The organism is Poseidonocella sp. HB161398, assembly GCF_005870025.1.
GTDB lineage: Bacteria > Pseudomonadota > Alphaproteobacteria > Rhodobacterales > Rhodobacteraceae > Mangrovicoccus.
Genome location: NZ_VATA01000065.1, coordinates 1 through 15600 on the forward strand (window position 1 = coordinate 1; position 15600 = coordinate 15600).

Annotated in this window: 16 protein-coding genes and 1 tRNA gene; 12 read left to right on the forward strand and 5 right to left on the reverse strand. The window is 68.0% G+C overall.

Annotated features, from left to right (window positions below; all coding sequences use genetic code 11):
- Positions 1-160: 160 nt before the first annotated feature.
- The 7 genes from FGX59_RS29995 (at position 161) to FGX59_RS30030 (ending at position 5047) form a co-directional block, all read left to right on the forward strand.
- Positions 161-349: a hypothetical protein gene (locus tag FGX59_RS29995; protein ID WP_138471302.1), complete on the forward strand. Its 189-nt coding sequence runs from the start codon at positions 161-163 to the stop codon at positions 347-349.
- A 211-nt stretch (positions 350-560) separates the two neighbouring features.
- Positions 561-1118 carry a helix-turn-helix transcriptional regulator gene (locus FGX59_RS30000; RefSeq protein ID WP_171060896.1) on the forward strand — a complete coding sequence of 186 codons (558 nt, stop codon included), beginning with the start codon at positions 561-563 and terminating at the stop codon, positions 1116-1118.
- A gap of 119 nt (positions 1119-1237) precedes the next feature.
- Positions 1238-1498: a hypothetical protein gene (locus FGX59_RS30005; RefSeq protein WP_138471306.1), complete on the forward strand. Its 261-nt coding sequence runs from the start codon at positions 1238-1240 to the stop codon at positions 1496-1498.
- 112 nt (positions 1499-1610) lie between these two features.
- Entirely contained in the window at positions 1611-2108 is a 498-nt protein-coding gene (locus FGX59_RS30010; protein WP_138471308.1) for a hypothetical protein, read from the forward strand.
- A gap of 54 nt (positions 2109-2162) precedes the next feature.
- A complete protein-coding gene (locus tag FGX59_RS30015) occupies positions 2163-3305 on the forward strand; it encodes a site-specific integrase (protein WP_138471310.1) in 1143 nt (380 codons plus the stop codon).
- Positions 3306-4389: 1084 nt separating this feature from the next.
- Complete coding sequence (locus tag FGX59_RS30025) at positions 4390-4683, forward strand: hypothetical protein (RefSeq protein ID WP_138471311.1); 294 nt, start codon at positions 4390-4392, stop codon at positions 4681-4683.
- 287 nt (positions 4684-4970) lie between these two features.
- Positions 4971-5047 (forward strand) — tRNA-Met (locus FGX59_RS30030).
- A 189-nt stretch (positions 5048-5236) separates the two neighbouring features.
- On the opposite strand, the gene FGX59_RS30035 is transcribed toward FGX59_RS30030, so the two are convergent.
- A complete protein-coding gene (locus FGX59_RS30035; protein WP_138471313.1) occupies positions 5237-6331 on the reverse strand; it encodes an ABC transporter ATP-binding protein in 1095 nt (364 codons plus the stop codon).
- Between the two features lie 119 nt (positions 6332-6450).
- Between FGX59_RS30035 and FGX59_RS30040 the strand changes: the two genes are divergently transcribed.
- The 5 genes from FGX59_RS30040 to FGX59_RS30060 all read left to right on the forward strand — a co-directional run bounded on the left by FGX59_RS30040 (position 6451) and on the right by FGX59_RS30060 (position 10473).
- The gene (locus tag FGX59_RS30040) at positions 6451-7263 is read left to right on the forward strand and encodes a 2-dehydro-3-deoxygalactonokinase (protein WP_171060897.1); all 813 of its coding nucleotides are present in this window, start codon (positions 6451-6453) and stop codon (positions 7261-7263) included.
- Positions 7264-7333: 70 nt separating this feature from the next.
- Positions 7334-8353 carry a galactose mutarotase gene (locus tag FGX59_RS30045; RefSeq protein ID WP_240722799.1) on the forward strand — a complete coding sequence of 340 codons (1020 nt, stop codon included), beginning with the start codon at positions 7334-7336 and terminating at the stop codon, positions 8351-8353.
- A 61-nt stretch (positions 8354-8414) separates the two neighbouring features.
- The gene (locus tag FGX59_RS30050; RefSeq protein WP_138471317.1) at positions 8415-9047 is read left to right on the forward strand and encodes a DNA-3-methyladenine glycosylase; all 633 of its coding nucleotides are present in this window, start codon (positions 8415-8417) and stop codon (positions 9045-9047) included.
- Entirely contained in the window at positions 9044-9718 is a 675-nt protein-coding gene (locus FGX59_RS30055) for an alpha/beta hydrolase (RefSeq protein WP_138471319.1), read from the forward strand. Before FGX59_RS30050 ends, FGX59_RS30055 begins: the two co-directional genes overlap by 4 nt.
- Before the next feature lie 170 nt (positions 9719-9888).
- Positions 9889-10473 (forward strand): HNH endonuclease, encoded by a 585-nt coding sequence (locus FGX59_RS30060; protein WP_138471321.1) that lies wholly within the window; start codon positions 9889-9891, stop codon positions 10471-10473.
- A gap of 749 nt (positions 10474-11222) precedes the next feature.
- Here the strand turns inward: FGX59_RS30060 and FGX59_RS30065 are convergent.
- The 4 genes from FGX59_RS30065 to FGX59_RS30075 all read right to left on the reverse strand — a co-directional run bounded on the left by FGX59_RS30065 (position 11223) and on the right by FGX59_RS30075 (position 15217).
- Positions 11223-12956 (reverse strand): glycosyltransferase family 32 protein, encoded by a 1734-nt coding sequence (locus tag FGX59_RS30065; protein ID WP_171060898.1) that lies wholly within the window; start codon positions 12954-12956, stop codon positions 11223-11225.
- Positions 12953-13198 carry a hypothetical protein gene (locus tag FGX59_RS37840; protein ID WP_171060899.1) on the reverse strand — a complete coding sequence of 82 codons (246 nt, stop codon included), beginning with the start codon at positions 13196-13198 and terminating at the stop codon, positions 12953-12955. Before FGX59_RS37840 ends, FGX59_RS30065 begins: the two co-directional genes overlap by 4 nt.
- Before the next feature lie 638 nt (positions 13199-13836).
- The gene (locus FGX59_RS30070) at positions 13837-14547 is read right to left on the reverse strand and encodes a hypothetical protein (protein ID WP_138471325.1); all 711 of its coding nucleotides are present in this window, start codon (positions 14545-14547) and stop codon (positions 13837-13839) included.
- 442 nt (positions 14548-14989) lie between these two features.
- Entirely contained in the window at positions 14990-15217 is a 228-nt protein-coding gene (locus tag FGX59_RS30075; RefSeq protein WP_138471327.1) for a hypothetical protein, read from the reverse strand.
- Between the last annotated feature and the right edge of the window lie 383 nt (positions 15218-15600).

A 15600-nucleotide genomic window follows, 5' to 3' on the forward strand; every position in this document is an offset into this window, starting at 1 on the left:
CTTGTACTTCGTAGGGGCCCAACTGCTCATGCCTACCGGCTATCATGCTGGATTCATGCAGTGAATCCCTCGCACGATTTGTGCAACAAGGCCGCGAGGCACTGAAAATGCTGAGCGGGATACTTCTCGAAGGCCAGAGAAACGCAGCTAGGAGGGCGTGATGGGGGTTTTCGACAAGAGGCCGAAATCTATCAAGATCAAGGATGAATGGCGCCAGCATTGGCCAACGAGACCGATTGCCTTCTGGATGGAGGTCGGCAAGCGCATGAAAGGCAAGCGCAAGGAGAGGCTCATAAGCGTGCTACGGGAGGTTGAGGCGATGTCATCATGGGATAAGGTGAAGGAATGACACGAAAACATGACGCAATCTTGGTCGCCACACGCCGTGGAAATAGCGTGGTGTGCGCTATGTCAGCTTTGACAGGTTGTCGTGGATGTGAGACACCGAAAGGTGGCGCTCCCAGGAAATGTCGAGCTACAGCTCCGACAGCTATCGGCCCGAGGTGTGCAAGGTGCCACCGGACGGGAATGAGCATGGGCACATTTGTATAAGTTTGGTAATGAAAACGCGAAAGGCAGGGGCATCAATGGGGATGGATGCGGAAAGGGAGGGCGAGCCGCTTGAGAAAAGAGTTGAGCGGGTCGAGATAGAAAACGGGAAGATAAAGAGCGACATGAAAAAGCTCGAAAAGATGGTAAGCGAATTGGCGAAAAGCCATGCCGAATTGCTGACCGAAATGAGGGCACTTGTTTCGGGAGTGAATAGCGCCATTGACGAAATGGGAGTGCTGCACAAGCTCACTGTGAAGCAGCACGCCACGCTCCAGATGATCATTAACGGCGCGAGTAACCGGGACATTGCCGAAGTCTTCGGCGTGACCGAGAACACCGCGAAGGTGCACGTGAGAAGCCTCGCGAAGAAGCTGGGCGTGACCAGCCGCAGCCAGATCGTGGCCAAGGCGCTAAGGCCAATGGAGCAGATCACGGATGCCGGGTACATGGCGGCCAGCAAGGGCCTGCCCAAGAATTGGGCTACCGAATTTTGCGGCAAGGAAGATGATCCGTACCGGAGCTTGCTCGCGCGCAGCGACGATGCCGCCGGTCCTGCCGGGAACTGATTCTTTGGTTAAGGGGTGGTAAAGAAGCGATCTTCGCTCTTGCGGGCGGCAGTGCAGATGGTCAACGTTGGGTGGTGTATAGTGACACCGGAGGGTGTACGCAGGAGCAGGAACCATACATGTCTGATCTATCACCTGTGTCGATACTGAGTTTGGAGGCAAGTCTCCTCCGCGTCATCGAAGCCATGCAGGAAGAAGTCGAACGGCTGGAACAAGCCGGGCAGACTTGGGCCGCTGAGGCCATGGAGGACTTCGAGGCGGGCATGCGGGAGCATGTCGGGGAGCTGCGGGACATGGTGGGGGCCAACGTCTTGCTGCCGACCCAAGCACAGTCGCAGCAAGCGCTGATGGTCATAGGGGTGAAGCGCGCAAGCGCCTGACCAGAACATTGTGGGGAGTGAGCCGAAGGGCCGCGCATCTTGCGCGGCCTTTTCTTTTGTGTCTAAGGTGGTGATATTGACACCTTGGGGTGTCAGACTACGACAATCGAAAATGGAGGACGGCATGCCGGGAGAGCTTCCTGCATGGGCACAAGAACTTGTGCCGATCACTCATGACGATGCGGCCAAGGTGCTGGGGGTGAACAAGTGGCAGCTCTACGAGCTGCTGCGCGAGCATCCGCACTACGAGACGCGGGGCCGCAAGCGCCTCTTCTATCCCGAACACATCAAGGCGCTGCGCGAAGCGACGGCGGTGGACATGCGGGACAGGGAAGCCGCTGCCATGGGACGGCGCGCGTGGAAGCAGGCAAAGGCCAGCGAGCGGTTGGTCGAGACGCAGCGTCGGGACAGGGAGCGCGTGTCGGAGAGGGTCCAGAAGGTGAATGAGCTGGCCCGGTGCAACACGCTGGCGATGGAGCCCTATGACCGGGGATGGCTGGTCAAGGGCTGCGTCGGGAAGGTGCGCGTGAGGAAGCGGTTCCCCGATCCCGGCGGGCAGGAAGCTGCTGCCCTGTACATACGAGATTTGGTCGAGGCCACGAGGCACTGACCGGATGCGCGTGCCCATGGTGGGCACGCATGAACCAAGCGAAGGAAACTGAGAATGAGAATGGAAGAAGCGAGGAAGGCAAGCGGTCCCTGGACCGTGAAGCAGAACCCGAAGGGCCAGTGGGGCTTCGAGTTCAGGGCGAAGGGCGAGCGCGTGCGCAGCTACAAGGCGGCGTGGTCGCAGCGGGATGCGATGATCGAAGCGAAGGCCGCCTATGAAGCGGCGATGGGCAAGACCGCACGCCCGGCGACGACGGTGCCGACCTATCGGGAAGTGCTGGAGAGATACAGGACCGAGAAGGAGGAAGAGGCGCTGCTCCAGAACAAGCCCATCACGCGCTACATCGAGCCGATGGAGGAGATGCTCGACTACTTCGGCGACTGGCTGGTGTCGGACATCTGGAGCGAAGAGGTCAGGCAGTACGCGCGGGAGTTCTACAAAGGCCGGAACGTCACGGGCCAGACGATGAACAAGCGCGTGATGGACCCCATGAGCACGCTGCTCAACTTCGCGTCGATGCGGTTCAAGGGGGTGATGGCCCCGAGGCTGGAGAAGTTCGAGACGGGGCGGCGCAAGCGCAAGGACTTCGCCACGCCCGGCTGGACGCGGGCGTTCGTGGCTGCGGCAAAGGCCAGCGAGGCGAGCACGCCCGCATATTTCGGGTACGGGATGGCGCAGCAGGTCTGCCTCATGACGGGGATGCGAATGTGCAGCTACCGGAGCCTGCGGTGGTCCGATGTGGATTGGGACAAGCACGAGGTTGTCGTGAGCCGGGTGAAGAACGGCGACGAGAACGTGCGGTTCAAGTTGCCCGAAGGGCTGATGGACGAGCTGGCCGAGTGGGAGGCGTTGCAGCGGAGCCTGTGCCGCGGCGAGGTCGAGGGCGTGGGCTCTGCGAGCGTCCGGCGCTTCGTCAGGACTGGGGAACGGCTGATGCCGGAGAGGCTGGGCGAGCCCCAGGTGGCGACGGTCTGTTCGAAGTGGAAGCGGATCGCGGCGCTGGCAAAGATCAAGCCGCTGACGCCCCACGATAGTGGCCGCAGGACCTTCGCCAATGCCTTGCACGGGGCGGGCTGGCATGCCGACGAGATCGCTCCGCAGGGGGGATGGGAAGATAGTGCCATCGTGACGAAGCACTACGTTCGGGCGGTGGACCGGGCGGCCGATGCGCATTCCATCCTGAAAGCCTGGATGTGAGGTATCAATTCGGCACGGTGGGCAAATTTGCCCAAAGCCGGAGGTAACATATGCACGCTGTTTTATGGGGTAGCCTTGCCCGGCTCCGCAGGAAAAACGGCCAAGCCAGTTGCCCAAACGTGGGCAAATTTGCCCAAATCGGGCTTGGCAAAAACGGGCAAGGTCATGATTTTAAGATAAGATTGGTCGGTAGCACCGACTCAGCAGCGGAATCATAATCCGCGTGTCGGGGGTTCAAGTCCCTCCTCCGCTACCATTCCCCTTCTCGTTCGATATCAACGTGATGGCGGCCCTTGGGCCGCCTTTCGGTCATGAAAGTCACCCCCGAACGGTGGCCGTTCTTTGGGTGCCTCTTCGCGCTCTTTGAGTGTTGATGCTCGGAAGGCGACCGTCAAGCGCGGCAAGTTTCGGGAACTTTCCAAAGGATCTTTGCGGCGAGTCCGAGCGCCTGCATTGAGGGGAAGCGTCCCAGCGCGTGTTCCACGCACATGAATGCGCCGGTCGCGCCGGTGTTGATGATAGTTCCCGCAACCGCGATCTTCACCCTGCCGAAGGCGCCGGCCAACACCCAGGTGGCGACGGCGGTGCAGCCCGGGCCGCTGGCGATCTTGAGCCCGCGATCCGGAAGCTTGCCGCGGAGGTGCTCGGGATCGCCGGTCGGCGATCTGGACCCCGTCGGCAGGTGCCTTCCCGTCGGGGTCGGTCATCGTGCAGAGCTAGCGATGGCGTTCCGGACGGATCTCTGCGCCGAACGCGCCGGAACCGCGGAGACCCTGAATGGCAAAAGGCATGGTCCTGTCCTCTCATATGCGCCGGGGGACAAGGCCCGGCGCGGGGATGTCCTGGGGGGGCGCGGAAATGCCGTCGCGACCGGGGGCGGGCTGCCGATGACGTGAATGCTCGCAAAGGGTTGCGGTTCTTTCGTCCGCAGCGTCGGCAAGACCGTTCGGGCCGCCTTGCAGGCGGCATGGTGCGGGCAACCAAGCACGAGACGGAGCAGCTTGATGGCCGGGCCAATGAGCCCGGAATTGACGCGGATCATGGATAGTGGCCTCGCCCAATGGGTGCTTGAAGGATCGGCACCTTGCGCGAACCTGCGCAATATCCCGGCCGCAATGCCGTCCGGTCACTCTATTGGGCCGGAGGCATGGCCGCGCCCGAAGACAGGACGTTCCGCGAAGGCGAGCGCGGGTATCGCGTGGCTGGCTGTTGTCTGCTGACCCATGCGCTGGAGGAGGCGGCCGTTGCTTTCATCGTCTATGCGACGGAAACCGGCTTGGGCGAGGTCGCGGCACAGGCGAAAGTCACTGCCGCCATCGCAAGGTCACTCGGTCATCGGACACTTGAGGCAAGCCAGCCGTCCGGGTGTTGCCCATGATGCAAAGGAGGACCGCATCCTGCGCCAGCGCGAACGGGAGGGACAGATGGTTGCCGAGGTCGCCACTCCCGGCGTGCCGCGATGGACCGAGACCGAGGCCAGCTGCTCTGTCGCTGCGTTACGATGCTGGCGATTACTGTGAGAGGGGCGAGCCTTGGCAGGCAGGTGGCCGGCTCGTCATCTGGGGCAAGTCCTCTTGTCGCCACGTTAGCGCAGAAAAACGTCAGTCTCGGCAAGTCCCGCCCTTGACGCTGTCCGCCGCGCGCAATACTGACGCCTCACTCTTTGGCGGAGTAGCTCAGTTGGTTAGAGCAGCGGAATCATAATCCGCGTGTCGGGGGTTCAAGTCCCTCCTCCGCTACCATCCCCCTTCGATATCTGCCGTTCGGCCCCGCCCGGGGCTGCGTTGTGCGTTGCGTGCGAGCGTCTCCTGCCCGGAAGGCAGGCATGGCGCTTGCGGGACAGGCCAGCGCAGATCTGGCCAGCGCCGGTCTGGCCTGTCCAGGACAAGCCCGTGCTGGATTGGCCCGTGCTGGACTGGCCGGAGGCGGGCTCAGCGGCCCCAGCCGCCTGTGGCCGGGGCCATGCGGTCGCGCCGCGCGCCGGTCTCGCCGTCGAAGACGTGGCAGGCATCGGGCGGCACCACGATGCGCAGCTGGTCGCCGGGGCGGGCCTCGAAGCTGCGCGCCGCCTTGACCGAGATGATCGCGTCGCCCGCCGGGACCAGCACCATCACCGCGTCGCCCAGCTGCTCCGTCTCGTAGAGCGGTGCGCCGATCTCGCAGCCGGTGAAGCCGATATGCTCTTCGAGGAGCTGGGCGTCCTCGGCGCGGAAGCCGAGGATCACCTTGCCGTCTTCGGCCTCGAGCCCCTCGATCTGGACATTCTCGCCGCGGAAGACGCCGCCGCGCACCGTGCCGCGCATCAGGTTCATGGCGGGCGTTCCGACGAAGCCCGCGACGAAGGCATTGGCCGGGCGCTCGTAGATCTCGCGCGGGCTGCCCGACTGGACGATCCGGCCGCGGTGCATCACCACGATCCGGTCGGCCAGCGTCATCGCCTCGGCCTGGTCATGGGTGACATAGACCGTGGTCGCGCCGAGGTCGCGGGTCACGTGGCGGATATGGGCGCGGGTCGAGACCCGCAGCCGCGCGTCGAGATTGGAGAGCGGCTCGTCCATCAGGAAGAGCTTCGGACGGCGGACGATGGCGCGCGCCAGCGCGGCGCGCTGCTGCTGCCCGCCGGAGAGCGCCGCGGGCCGCTTGCCGAGTTCGGCCTCGAGCCCGGCCCGGGCGGCCGCCGCGCGCACCGCCGCGTCCTGCTCGGCGCGCTTCATCTTCCGCATCCTCAGCGGGAAGCGGATATTCTCGTAGACCGTCAGGTTGGGATAGAGCGCGTAGTTCTGGAAGACCATCGCCACGTCGCGGTCGGCAGGCGGCACCCCGGCCATGTCCTGCCCGTCGAAGAGCACGCGGCCGCTGCTGGGGGTCTCGAGCCCGGCGATCATCCGCATCGTCGTCGTCTTGCCGCAGCCCGAGGGGCCCAGAAGCACCAGGAACTCGCCGCTTTCCACGGCCAGATCCAGCGGTCCCACCGCATCGGCGGCGCCGAAACGCTTCGACACTTGCTGCAGCTCTATGCGCGCCATATGGTCCTCCGATGCGCTGTCCCGGGCTTCCCCTAGCCGGAATGAGGGATGGCGTCATCCCCGTTCCCGCGCCGTCCCAGGCCGGGCTGCGGGCGGACGGAGATCGAGAAAGGCCCGAGATGAAATACCCCGACTGGATCGCGCTCGACACCGACAGGCCGGAGCCGCGCGCCTGGCAGATGGCCGAGGACCGCGCGCAGGGCGCGGCGACGGCGCTGCCTGCGGGCGGGCTCGGCGCGCTGGCGGAACCGGGCGGGCTGGTGGTGGCCTGCGGGCCGCTTGCGGGGATTCTCCCCGCGCCCCTGCCGCGCCCCGTGCCGGCCGCGCCGCTGCCCGAGGCGCTGCCGCTGGCGGAGCATCAGGGCGTGACGCTGGCGGCGGTGCCCGGGCTCTCGGCCGGGACGCCCGCGCTGATGACCGGGGCCGAGACCCGGCTGGCCGGCTTCCTGGCGCTCAATCCCGGCTGGGACGGCGCGGTCTGCCTGGCGGGGGAGGAGACCCACTGGGTGCAGGTCTCCGCGGGCGAGGCGGTCAGCTTCCAGTCCTCGCTGATCGCGCCGCTGCGGCGGGCGATGGCGGCGGAGACGGCGCCGGGTCCCTGGGACGAGGGGCTGTTTCTCGAGGCGCTCGACCGTACCCGCAGCCGCCCCGAGACGCTGATGTCCGGGCTCGCCCGCATCCGCGCGGCGGAGCGGCTGGGCGAGGCGGCGCCGGGGGCGGGGCTGTCGCAGCTCGACGGGCTGCTGATCGGCGCCGATCTGGCGGCGGCGAAGGCCTGGTGGCTGGGCCAGCCGGTCGCGGTGATCACGGCGCGCGAGGCGATCCCGGCCTGGAGCGCCGCCTTCTCCGCCCAGGGCGTCCCGGCGCTGGCGGCCGAAGAGGCGGCGATGACCGTCGCCGGGCTGGTCGCCGCCTGGAAGCGGCTGGGCTGAGCGCGCCGGGGCTTGATCTGCGCCGCGCCCCGGGCCAGACCCGGGCAGGACCCCAGACGGAGCGACGCGCATGATGGCATCCATGATCCCCGGCCTCTATCCCTTCGGCCGCCGCCCGGACGGGCAGGAGGTGCAGCAGGTGGTTCTGAGCGACGGCACGCTGAGCGTCGCGCTGCTGACCCAGGGCGCGATCCTGCAGGATCTGCGGCTGCATGGCGTGCCCTACGGGCTGGCCGTCGGCACCGACACGCTGGAGCCCTATCTGGGGCCGATGCGCTCCTGCGGGGCGCTGATCGGCCCGGTGATCAACCGCATCTCGGACGGGCGCGCGGAAATCGACGGCGAGGCCTTCGAATTCGAGCGCAACCAGGACGGGCGCCATACCCGCCATTCCGGCGCCGCGGGGACGCAGAACAAGCTCTGGCGGATCGGCGAGCTGGAGGACAGCGCGGTCACGCTGGAGCTGGAGCTGCCCGATGGCGAGGGCGGCTTTCCCGGCAACCGCGCGGTGGCGGCGCGTTTCTCGCTGACCGCGCCGGGCACGCTGGAGATGCGGGTCGCGGCCACGACCGACCGCGCGACGATCATCAATTTCGCCAATCACGCCTACTGGAATCTCGACGGCACCGAGACCTACGAGGGCCACCGGCTGCAGGTTGCGGCCGACCGGCTCTGCGTCAGCGGCCCGGGCTCGCTGGTGACGGGCGAGGTGGCGCCGGTCGAGGGCAGCTTCCATGACTACCGCGCGGGCAAGGTCCTGATGCCGGGGCAGGATCCGCAGATCGACCTCAATCTCTGCGTCGCCGACAGGCGCCGGGCGCTGACCGACGTGCTGACGCTGACCGGGCGCTCGGGCGTCGAGATGACTGTCGCCACGACCGAGCCCGGCGTGCAGGTCTATGACGGCGCGAATTTCGCCAATGGCGGCGCGCCGGGGCATGACGGCCGGGCGAACGGCGCCTGTTGCGGGCTGGCGATCGAGCCGCAGGGCTGGCCGGATGCCTGCAGCCATCCGGGCTTTCCCTCGATCCTGCTCGAGGCGGGGCGTTCGGTGGAGCAGGTCACCGTCTGGCGCTTCTCCGCGCCGTGAGGGCGGATCCCGCAGGATCCGGAATTGACCGGGACAGGCGGGCCATGGGAGGCCGGGCGCCATGCTGAGCGAGCGCATCATCGCCGGGCCGGACTGCGTGGCCGAGGGCGCGGCCTTCCTGGCCGCTGCCGAGCCGCGCTTTGCCGCCGCGCTGGAGCTGACGGGGACGCTGCCGCTGCGGCGGAAGAAGGACGGGTTCGAGCCGCTCCTGTCGGCGATCGTCTCGCAGCAGGTCTCGGTCGCGGCGGCCGGTGCGATCTGGGGACGGATGAAGGCGGCGCGGCTGACCGGCCCTCGCAAGATCCTGCGGGCCAGCGAGGAGGAGCTGCGCGCCTGCGGACTTTCCCGCCAGAAGATCCGCTATGCGCGCGAGCTTGCCGGGGCGGGCATCCGCTTCGGCCCCTTGCGCGAGGCGCCGCTCGAGGAGGTGGTGGGCACGCTGGTCGCGGTGCCGGGAATCGGCCGCTGGACCGCGGAGATCTACGCGATGTTCTCGCTCGGCCGCGCCGATGTCTTCGCGCCCGGAGATCTGGCACTTCAGGAGGCCGTCCGCCTGCTTTTTGAGCTGGAGGCCCGGCCCGGCGAACGGGTCTTGCGCGATATGGCCGCAGCCTGGAGCCCCTGGCGCGCGGTTGCGGCACGGCTGCTCTGGGCCTACTACCGGGTGGTCAAGGAACGCGAGGGCATAAGATGACGCGCAAGCTGAAGGTCGGCCGGGTGGAACCGCAATCGGGCGAAACGAAGACCGTCATCGCCTTCCTGCACGGCTATGGCGCCAATGGCGCGGACCTTCTGGGCCTGTCGCAGCCGCTGGCGCCGCATCTGCCCGACACGCTGTTCCTGGCGCCTGACGCGCCCGAGCCCTGCGCCGGCAGCCCGATGGGCTTCCAGTGGTTCCCGATCCCCTGGATCGACGGATCGAGCGAGGCCGCCGCCCGCGCGGGCATGGAAAAGGCGGTGGAGGATGTCCAGGCCTTCATCGGCGACGTGCTGGAAGAGACCGGGGTAAGCCCCGAGAACTTCTACCTTTTCGGCTTCTCCCAGGGCACGATGCTGAGCCTTCACGCGGCGCCGCGGCGGGTGCCGCAGATCGGCGGCGTGGTCGGGTTCTCGGGGCGGCTCCTGCAGCCCGAGGCGCTCGCGGCCGAGGCCGTGTCGAAGCCGCCGGTGATGCTGATCCATGGCGATGCGGACGAGGTCGTGCCCTATGCCGCGCTCGGCGAGGCGGGCGATGTGCTCGGCCAGGCGGGGTTCCAGGTCTATGCCCACACGATGAAAGGCACGGGCCACGGGATCGATCCGGAGGGACTCGGCGTCGCGCTGGCCTTCCTGCGGCAGTGCATGGATGCGCCCAAGCCGGGCTGATTGCGGCCCCTGTCACGCTTTCGTCACGCTATCTGGCTAAAACGCAGATGAACTATACCGCATCTTGCGGGGCTTGTGCCGTTCTAAACGCGATATATAGTCATGACAGCTAGGGCGGGCAGGCCCGCTCTGGTGCCGAGACGGGCAGACAGGGCGAGGACGCTTCACCCATGCAGGCAGATTTCAGGACGGCTTTCGTCCGAGAACCGAACAGTCTTAAGAACCATCCGGCGCTGGTGCTGAATGCAGATTACCGGCCGCTTTCCTACTATCCGCTGTCACTCTGGCCGTGGCAGGAAGCCGTGAAGGCTGCCTTCCTCGACAGGGTGAACATCATAGCCGAATACGACCACGTGGTCAGAAGTCCGACCATCGAGCTGCGAATACCGTCGGTCGTGGTCCTCAAAGAGTTCGTCAAACCCCAGAAGCGCGTGGCCTTCACGCGCTTCAATTTGTTTCTGAGGGACGAATTCTGCTGCCAGTACTGCGGGGCGCGGGGCGATCTGACCTTCGACCACGTGGTGCCGCGGGCGCGGGGCGGGATCACCTCGTGGGAGAATGTCGTGGCCGCCTGCGGGCGCTGCAACCTGAAGAAGGGCTCGAAGACGCTCAAGCAGGTGGGCTTCTCGCTGCAGAAGCCGCCGCGCCGGCCCTCCTCGGAAGAGCTGCGCAACATGGGCCGCCGCTTTCCGCCGAACTTCCTGCACGACAGCTGGGTCGACTATCTCTACTGGGATGCCGAGCTGGAAAGCTGAGCCCGCCGCGGTCGGCGGCGCGTGTGCTGTCCCTGGTGCGGGATACCCTGCGGGCCTGATGTGCGAGGGCGCTCCGGGAGTGCAGGAGCCGCGGCAGCATGCGGACCGGGATGCAGGGCCCGTCCGGCCGGGTGAAGAGACAGCAGACGGCGCCGGAGGCTGGCCACGTCGCGGCAGTCAGCGGTTCCGTCGGGGTTGCCGCGCTAGAGGTTCCCGACCGCGCGCTCGTGCCTTGGGGCGCGATCATTCCGCCCTAGCTGATGCGGCCTGCCTCGGGATCGGGCTGCCGCCGGATGACCTGGCCGGTCTCGCAGACAGCAAAGGGACCTGGGCTGACCTTGAATGCGTTGCCCATAACTATCGCGCCAGCTAAGGCGGCCCTTCCATCGCCTCGCTTCCGAAGAACACGTCTCCCGGGTCGGCATTTCCGCGGCATAGCAGCGGTCTGCGCATTGCGGCCACCGTCGATTGCCACGATCGCGAAGGTCCTTCGGGTGCCCTGCAGAGGGAGGCAGCAGATCGTCCGTCCCCGCTCAAACGCGAACCCGTCATTGTGAGGAACGCCGGCGACTGGCGTCAAATGACTTGAGAGAAATCAATCATGGGACGATGCGGGCGTCTTTGCGCGGGACGTTGCCAGACAGGCCTGAAGAGATTGTTCAGCGCGGAATTCATGCCCGGCATGCGCGCGGAGCCGACCCGCGGCGGCCCGGTCGAGGGCGCCGCGGGCGGGATCGGCAGGGGAGGCGTTAGGCCGGGACGGCCGTCGCGCCGAGCGCGGCGTCGAGCACCGCGGTGATCTCCGCGGGCGGGTGGCCGTCGGGCCTGTTCCAGTAGGCCGGCGCCGCCTTGTAGGGCAGGGCCATGTGCATCTGCACCACGCGCAGCACCGCCTGCTCGGGCAGGAGCCGCAGGTCGGGCCCGCCGGGCTGCCCGGCCGTCTCCTCCAGGTGCAGGGCGGTCGCGCGGGTCAGCAGCCCGGGGCCGGTCTTCGCCCAGGTGATGTCGTTCTCGCGCGCCCGCAGCGCGGCCAGCGCCATGTCGACCGCCTGCTGCAGCAGCGGGTGCCCGGGCGCGGCGGCCATGACCGTGTTGCCGACCGCGCCGAAGCTTTCGCGGTAGAGCACCATCCCCGCGCCGGCACCGCGCAGCGTCTCGGGATCGCCGGCCAGGAGGGTGTCGGCATCGGCATAGATCCCGCCCTCGGCCAGCAGCAGGCAGAGCCGCAGGAAGTCGCTTTCCTCCGCCGGTCCGTTCGCCAGCAGGAAGGCGCGCAGATGCGCCTCGCCGAAGCGGTCGCGCAGATAGGCGATGGCCGAAGGGCGGTCGAAGCGGCGGTAGCTGTAGCCGGGAACCGCCTCCCAGCTGGCCATGACCTGCGCGGTGGAGCCCGGTACCTCGACGCTGTCCCAGTACTGCAGGATCCGGCGCGGGATCCCGCCCGCGCCCGGTCCGGGCTGCGCGGCGGCGGCCTCTGCCTGCCAGGCCCCGACTTTCCGGCGCGCCGGGAAGTAGAAGCCGCGATGCAGCCCGGCGATGTCCGCGGGGCAGGTGGCGGCGGCCTCGATGCTGTCGAGAAGCTGCAGCTCGGCGAGCTGCGCGCCGAGCTGGCTGAAGCGGAACTGCGGGACCGCCCGGTCGCTGCGCCCGGTCTGGGCGGCGGCCAGCGGCACCAGCCGCGCGGCCGCGCAGGCATCGCCTTCGGCCAGGGCGAGCATGATCTGGAGCTGTCCGCCGATCTGGTTCAGCTGCAGTTGCGTCGCGCCGTCTAGCAGCGCCCGCACCTCGCCGAGCCGGCCGAGCGCACTCAGCGCCTGGATGCGCAGCCGCTGGATGGCCGCGCCCTGGCGCCGGGCGGGCAGCCCGTCGAGCAGGGCCAGCGCCTCGTCCGCCGCGCCGAAGCGGATCATCGCGGCGATCTGCTGGCGCAGCAGCGCAGAGGCATTGGGCCAGCGGCGGCGGCACATCCGCAGATAGCGCAGGCAGAGCGCGCGCTCTCCGGCCTGCAGCAGCAGCTCGGCCAGCGCTTCGGCCGCGGCCGGGCTGCGCCGTCCCTGCGGCACGCGCCGCAGCCTTGCCAGCGCTCCGGACGGGCCGTGGAGCAGCATGAGGCTCCGGCAGCGGAAGGCCGGCCGGTCTGCATCCGGCACCTTCGCCTCGAGCAGATCCCGCAGCCGGGCGGAGCGCCGCGCATCGCCCGCGGCATGCGCGCTGCGCAGCAGGTGGAGCGCCAGGCCGATCGGGATCCGGTCGCGGGCCAGTGCGGTGTCCAGCACCGTGGCGGCGAGGCGGAACGTCCCGGATTTCTCGGCCAGGCCCACGAGCGCCAGCAGCTGATCGGGCATCCAGTCCGCGCCCGGCGGCTCGATCCGCTCGAGCACGTCGCGCAGCCTTGCGATGTGGCCGGCCTGCAGGCAGAGGCGGCCATAGGCGAGAAGAACCGGGGGATTGACGCGCCCGGGCGCAGGGGTTCCAGAGGTCATGCCGCCCGGCGCCCCGCCGCGAAGAGCTCCAGCGCGCTGGCGATGCCGCTGCTCTGGCCGGAGATGTCCGGATCGAGCGGTGGCGCCTCGCCCGGAGCCCATGCCGCCCGCGGGTCGGCGGCGATGCCCAGGCGTAGCTCCTTGCTGCGTGCGTCGCCTGTCTTGCTGTCGGGAAGGGTCGGGCGCAGCGCATGAAGATGCGCCCCGATAAGCGAATGCCCGGCTTCTGCGTCGGCCGCCATAATCAAAAGTCCATGTAAAAATCACAAATATCGAACCTTAAAAGGGACAAGCCTCGATACTTGTCAAGCGGGCTGGGAACCGGACGGTCCGTGTGTCGCGGGAAATGGCGTCGGAATGACGCAATGTTGAAGTGTCTGACATGCCGCGATTTTCTGCACAGGCACCGCCGGGACCCGCCGTAAGATGCGTTCCGGGGGCAGGGCTCTGCCTGCGGTGGAAGGCGCGATTCGACTGTATCCGTTCCGTGGTCCGCGCGCCTTCGGACGGGGTGCTGCGCGGGGATGTGAAGGCGCCGGGCCGCGCGCCGCAATGCGGCCTGGCTCCGCCGCCTCCCGGGCCCGGCCGCCAGATGACAGGCCGTGGACCGGCGGCCTCGGCCGATGGCAGGGCAGTTGCGCCCGGTCGCTGCGACGGCGCATGCGGGACGGACCGGTTGCCGGCGCAGGGTTCAGATGGCGCAGTCCCGGCGGGGGAAGGCGTTCCGGATCCCGAGGGGAACGCATCTGGGCTGGCGTCCGGCGTCCGGGCGGACCGGCTGCTGTCGGCGACCGCAGTCCGGCTCCATCATCCCCGGAGGAAAAACGTGGTCCTTCCAAGAGGCGCTTCCCCGCTTCGCCTCCGCGCTGGCGGAGGGCAGTCAGGTCAGGTCGTAGCGGACCCGGGCCCGGCGCTTCGGCATCAGGCAGGCGACCTTGATCGCGTAGCGGTCGCCGTCGGTGGCAAGCCGGAGCAGCTCGGCCGCGATCGGCATGTCACGGTCGAAATTCTCGGCGAGCCAGTTGGCGGCCTCGCAGTCGAGATAGCCGAGCTTGTGGTAGGTCGTCGTGCGGAACTGGCTGACGCTGGCGCCGACGAAGATCGTCCGGTCGTTCCGTCCGTCGCCGCCACGCTCGAGCTCGACCTCGATGGTGCAGAGCTCTTCGACATAGTTGCGGGAAAGCGCGTGGATGAAGGCGCGGATATCCTCGGCGAATTCCGCCGTGCCGCGGATCCGCACCCAGCCATTGCCAAAGGTCCAGTTGACCCAGTCGCCGCGGGGCCGGTTCGGCGGCACCGAAACCTCCGTCCAGCGGCCGCCGGAGGCGGGCTCGCCCGGTTCCGGCCGCGGCCAGTCCTCTGCTTCGGAGACCTGAGAGAGAAGCAGCGCCGCCCGGCGTTCCGCCTCAGCCGCCCGCAGCTCTGCCTCGGCGGCCCGCATCTCGGCGCGCGCGATGCGCAGCGCGGCATTGCTCCGGTCGAGATCGGACTGCGGCTTCCTCGCCTGGGCGGCCCGCAGGATCACGCCAACGGCCAGCATCGCGATCGCGCCCGCGAAGAAGGCCAGCGCGACGGCAAGGCGCGTCTCCATTCATACACACTCCCAAACTGATTCCGCTGCTGAGGTACCTGAACACGGCCCGGCAGGGGCTGTCGACTGCGACAGGTATGCGCTCTTGGACGGAACGCCCGTTCTGCCCGCTTCTGCATCCCGCGATGTCGCGCTGCGCGAATTCCGGACATTTCTTAAACAACTATAGGTGGAGTTCCGGGCGCGTGCCGGGACGGTGCCCGTCCTCCCGCTTCGCGAGGGGGGGCGCCTGCTGCGGCCCGATGACGGCGCGGCGGCGTTCCGGGGCCCGGGGCCGTGGTTTTCCGGTGGCGGGAGGCTGGCCAGATGGGGGACCGGCAGGCCTCGACCGCTGGGCCGGAGACCGGTTCCGTGCGGGAGGTTGCGGAACACCCGCGGGACGGACCAATGGCACGCGGCACGGGAGATGGGTGACGGCCCGTGACCGGGGGACGTGCGGCGCTCAGCTCTGCTTCGGCGCCTTCGCGGTTTTCGAGACCTTGGCGGCTTTCGCGGTGCGGCGTGGCAGAAGGCGGAGGAGGTAGCGCCAGACCGGCACCGGCTCGGAACCGTCGAGCAGTTCCTGGTAGCGGCGGCGCCACTCCTCTTCCTCGATCTTTCCGGAAAGGTAGGCATCGCGCAGCTCGATGAGCTGCTGTCTCATCTTGGTGGTGTCGGCGATATCCAGCATCGGGCCACTCGCGTTGGCTTCGGGGGAACAGGTCGGCGGAGCGACGGGGCCGCGGGGCGGCCGCCGGGCATGACGCTATCACCAGAATGGTTGATGAGGAGTGACTGCGCGCCGCGACCGGGCCATGCGCGCGATTTCGCTCAGAAAATCTGCGTCTAGCGCGGCCGGGAAGCGCCCGCTCCACCTGGGCGGGCATGGCCCGGCGGATTGGCGCTCCGCAGGTTGCGGCACGGGAGCGTCCCTTGGCCGGGGCTGCCTGTGCCAGTCGAATCAGGGACCCCTTGCGAGCCGCGGAGAGCACGGGACGGGGTTACGGAATGACGCCCCCGGCTCCGAGCGCGGCGGAGCTTCGCGGGCGGTTCTCTACGTGGCGGCCGGAAGCC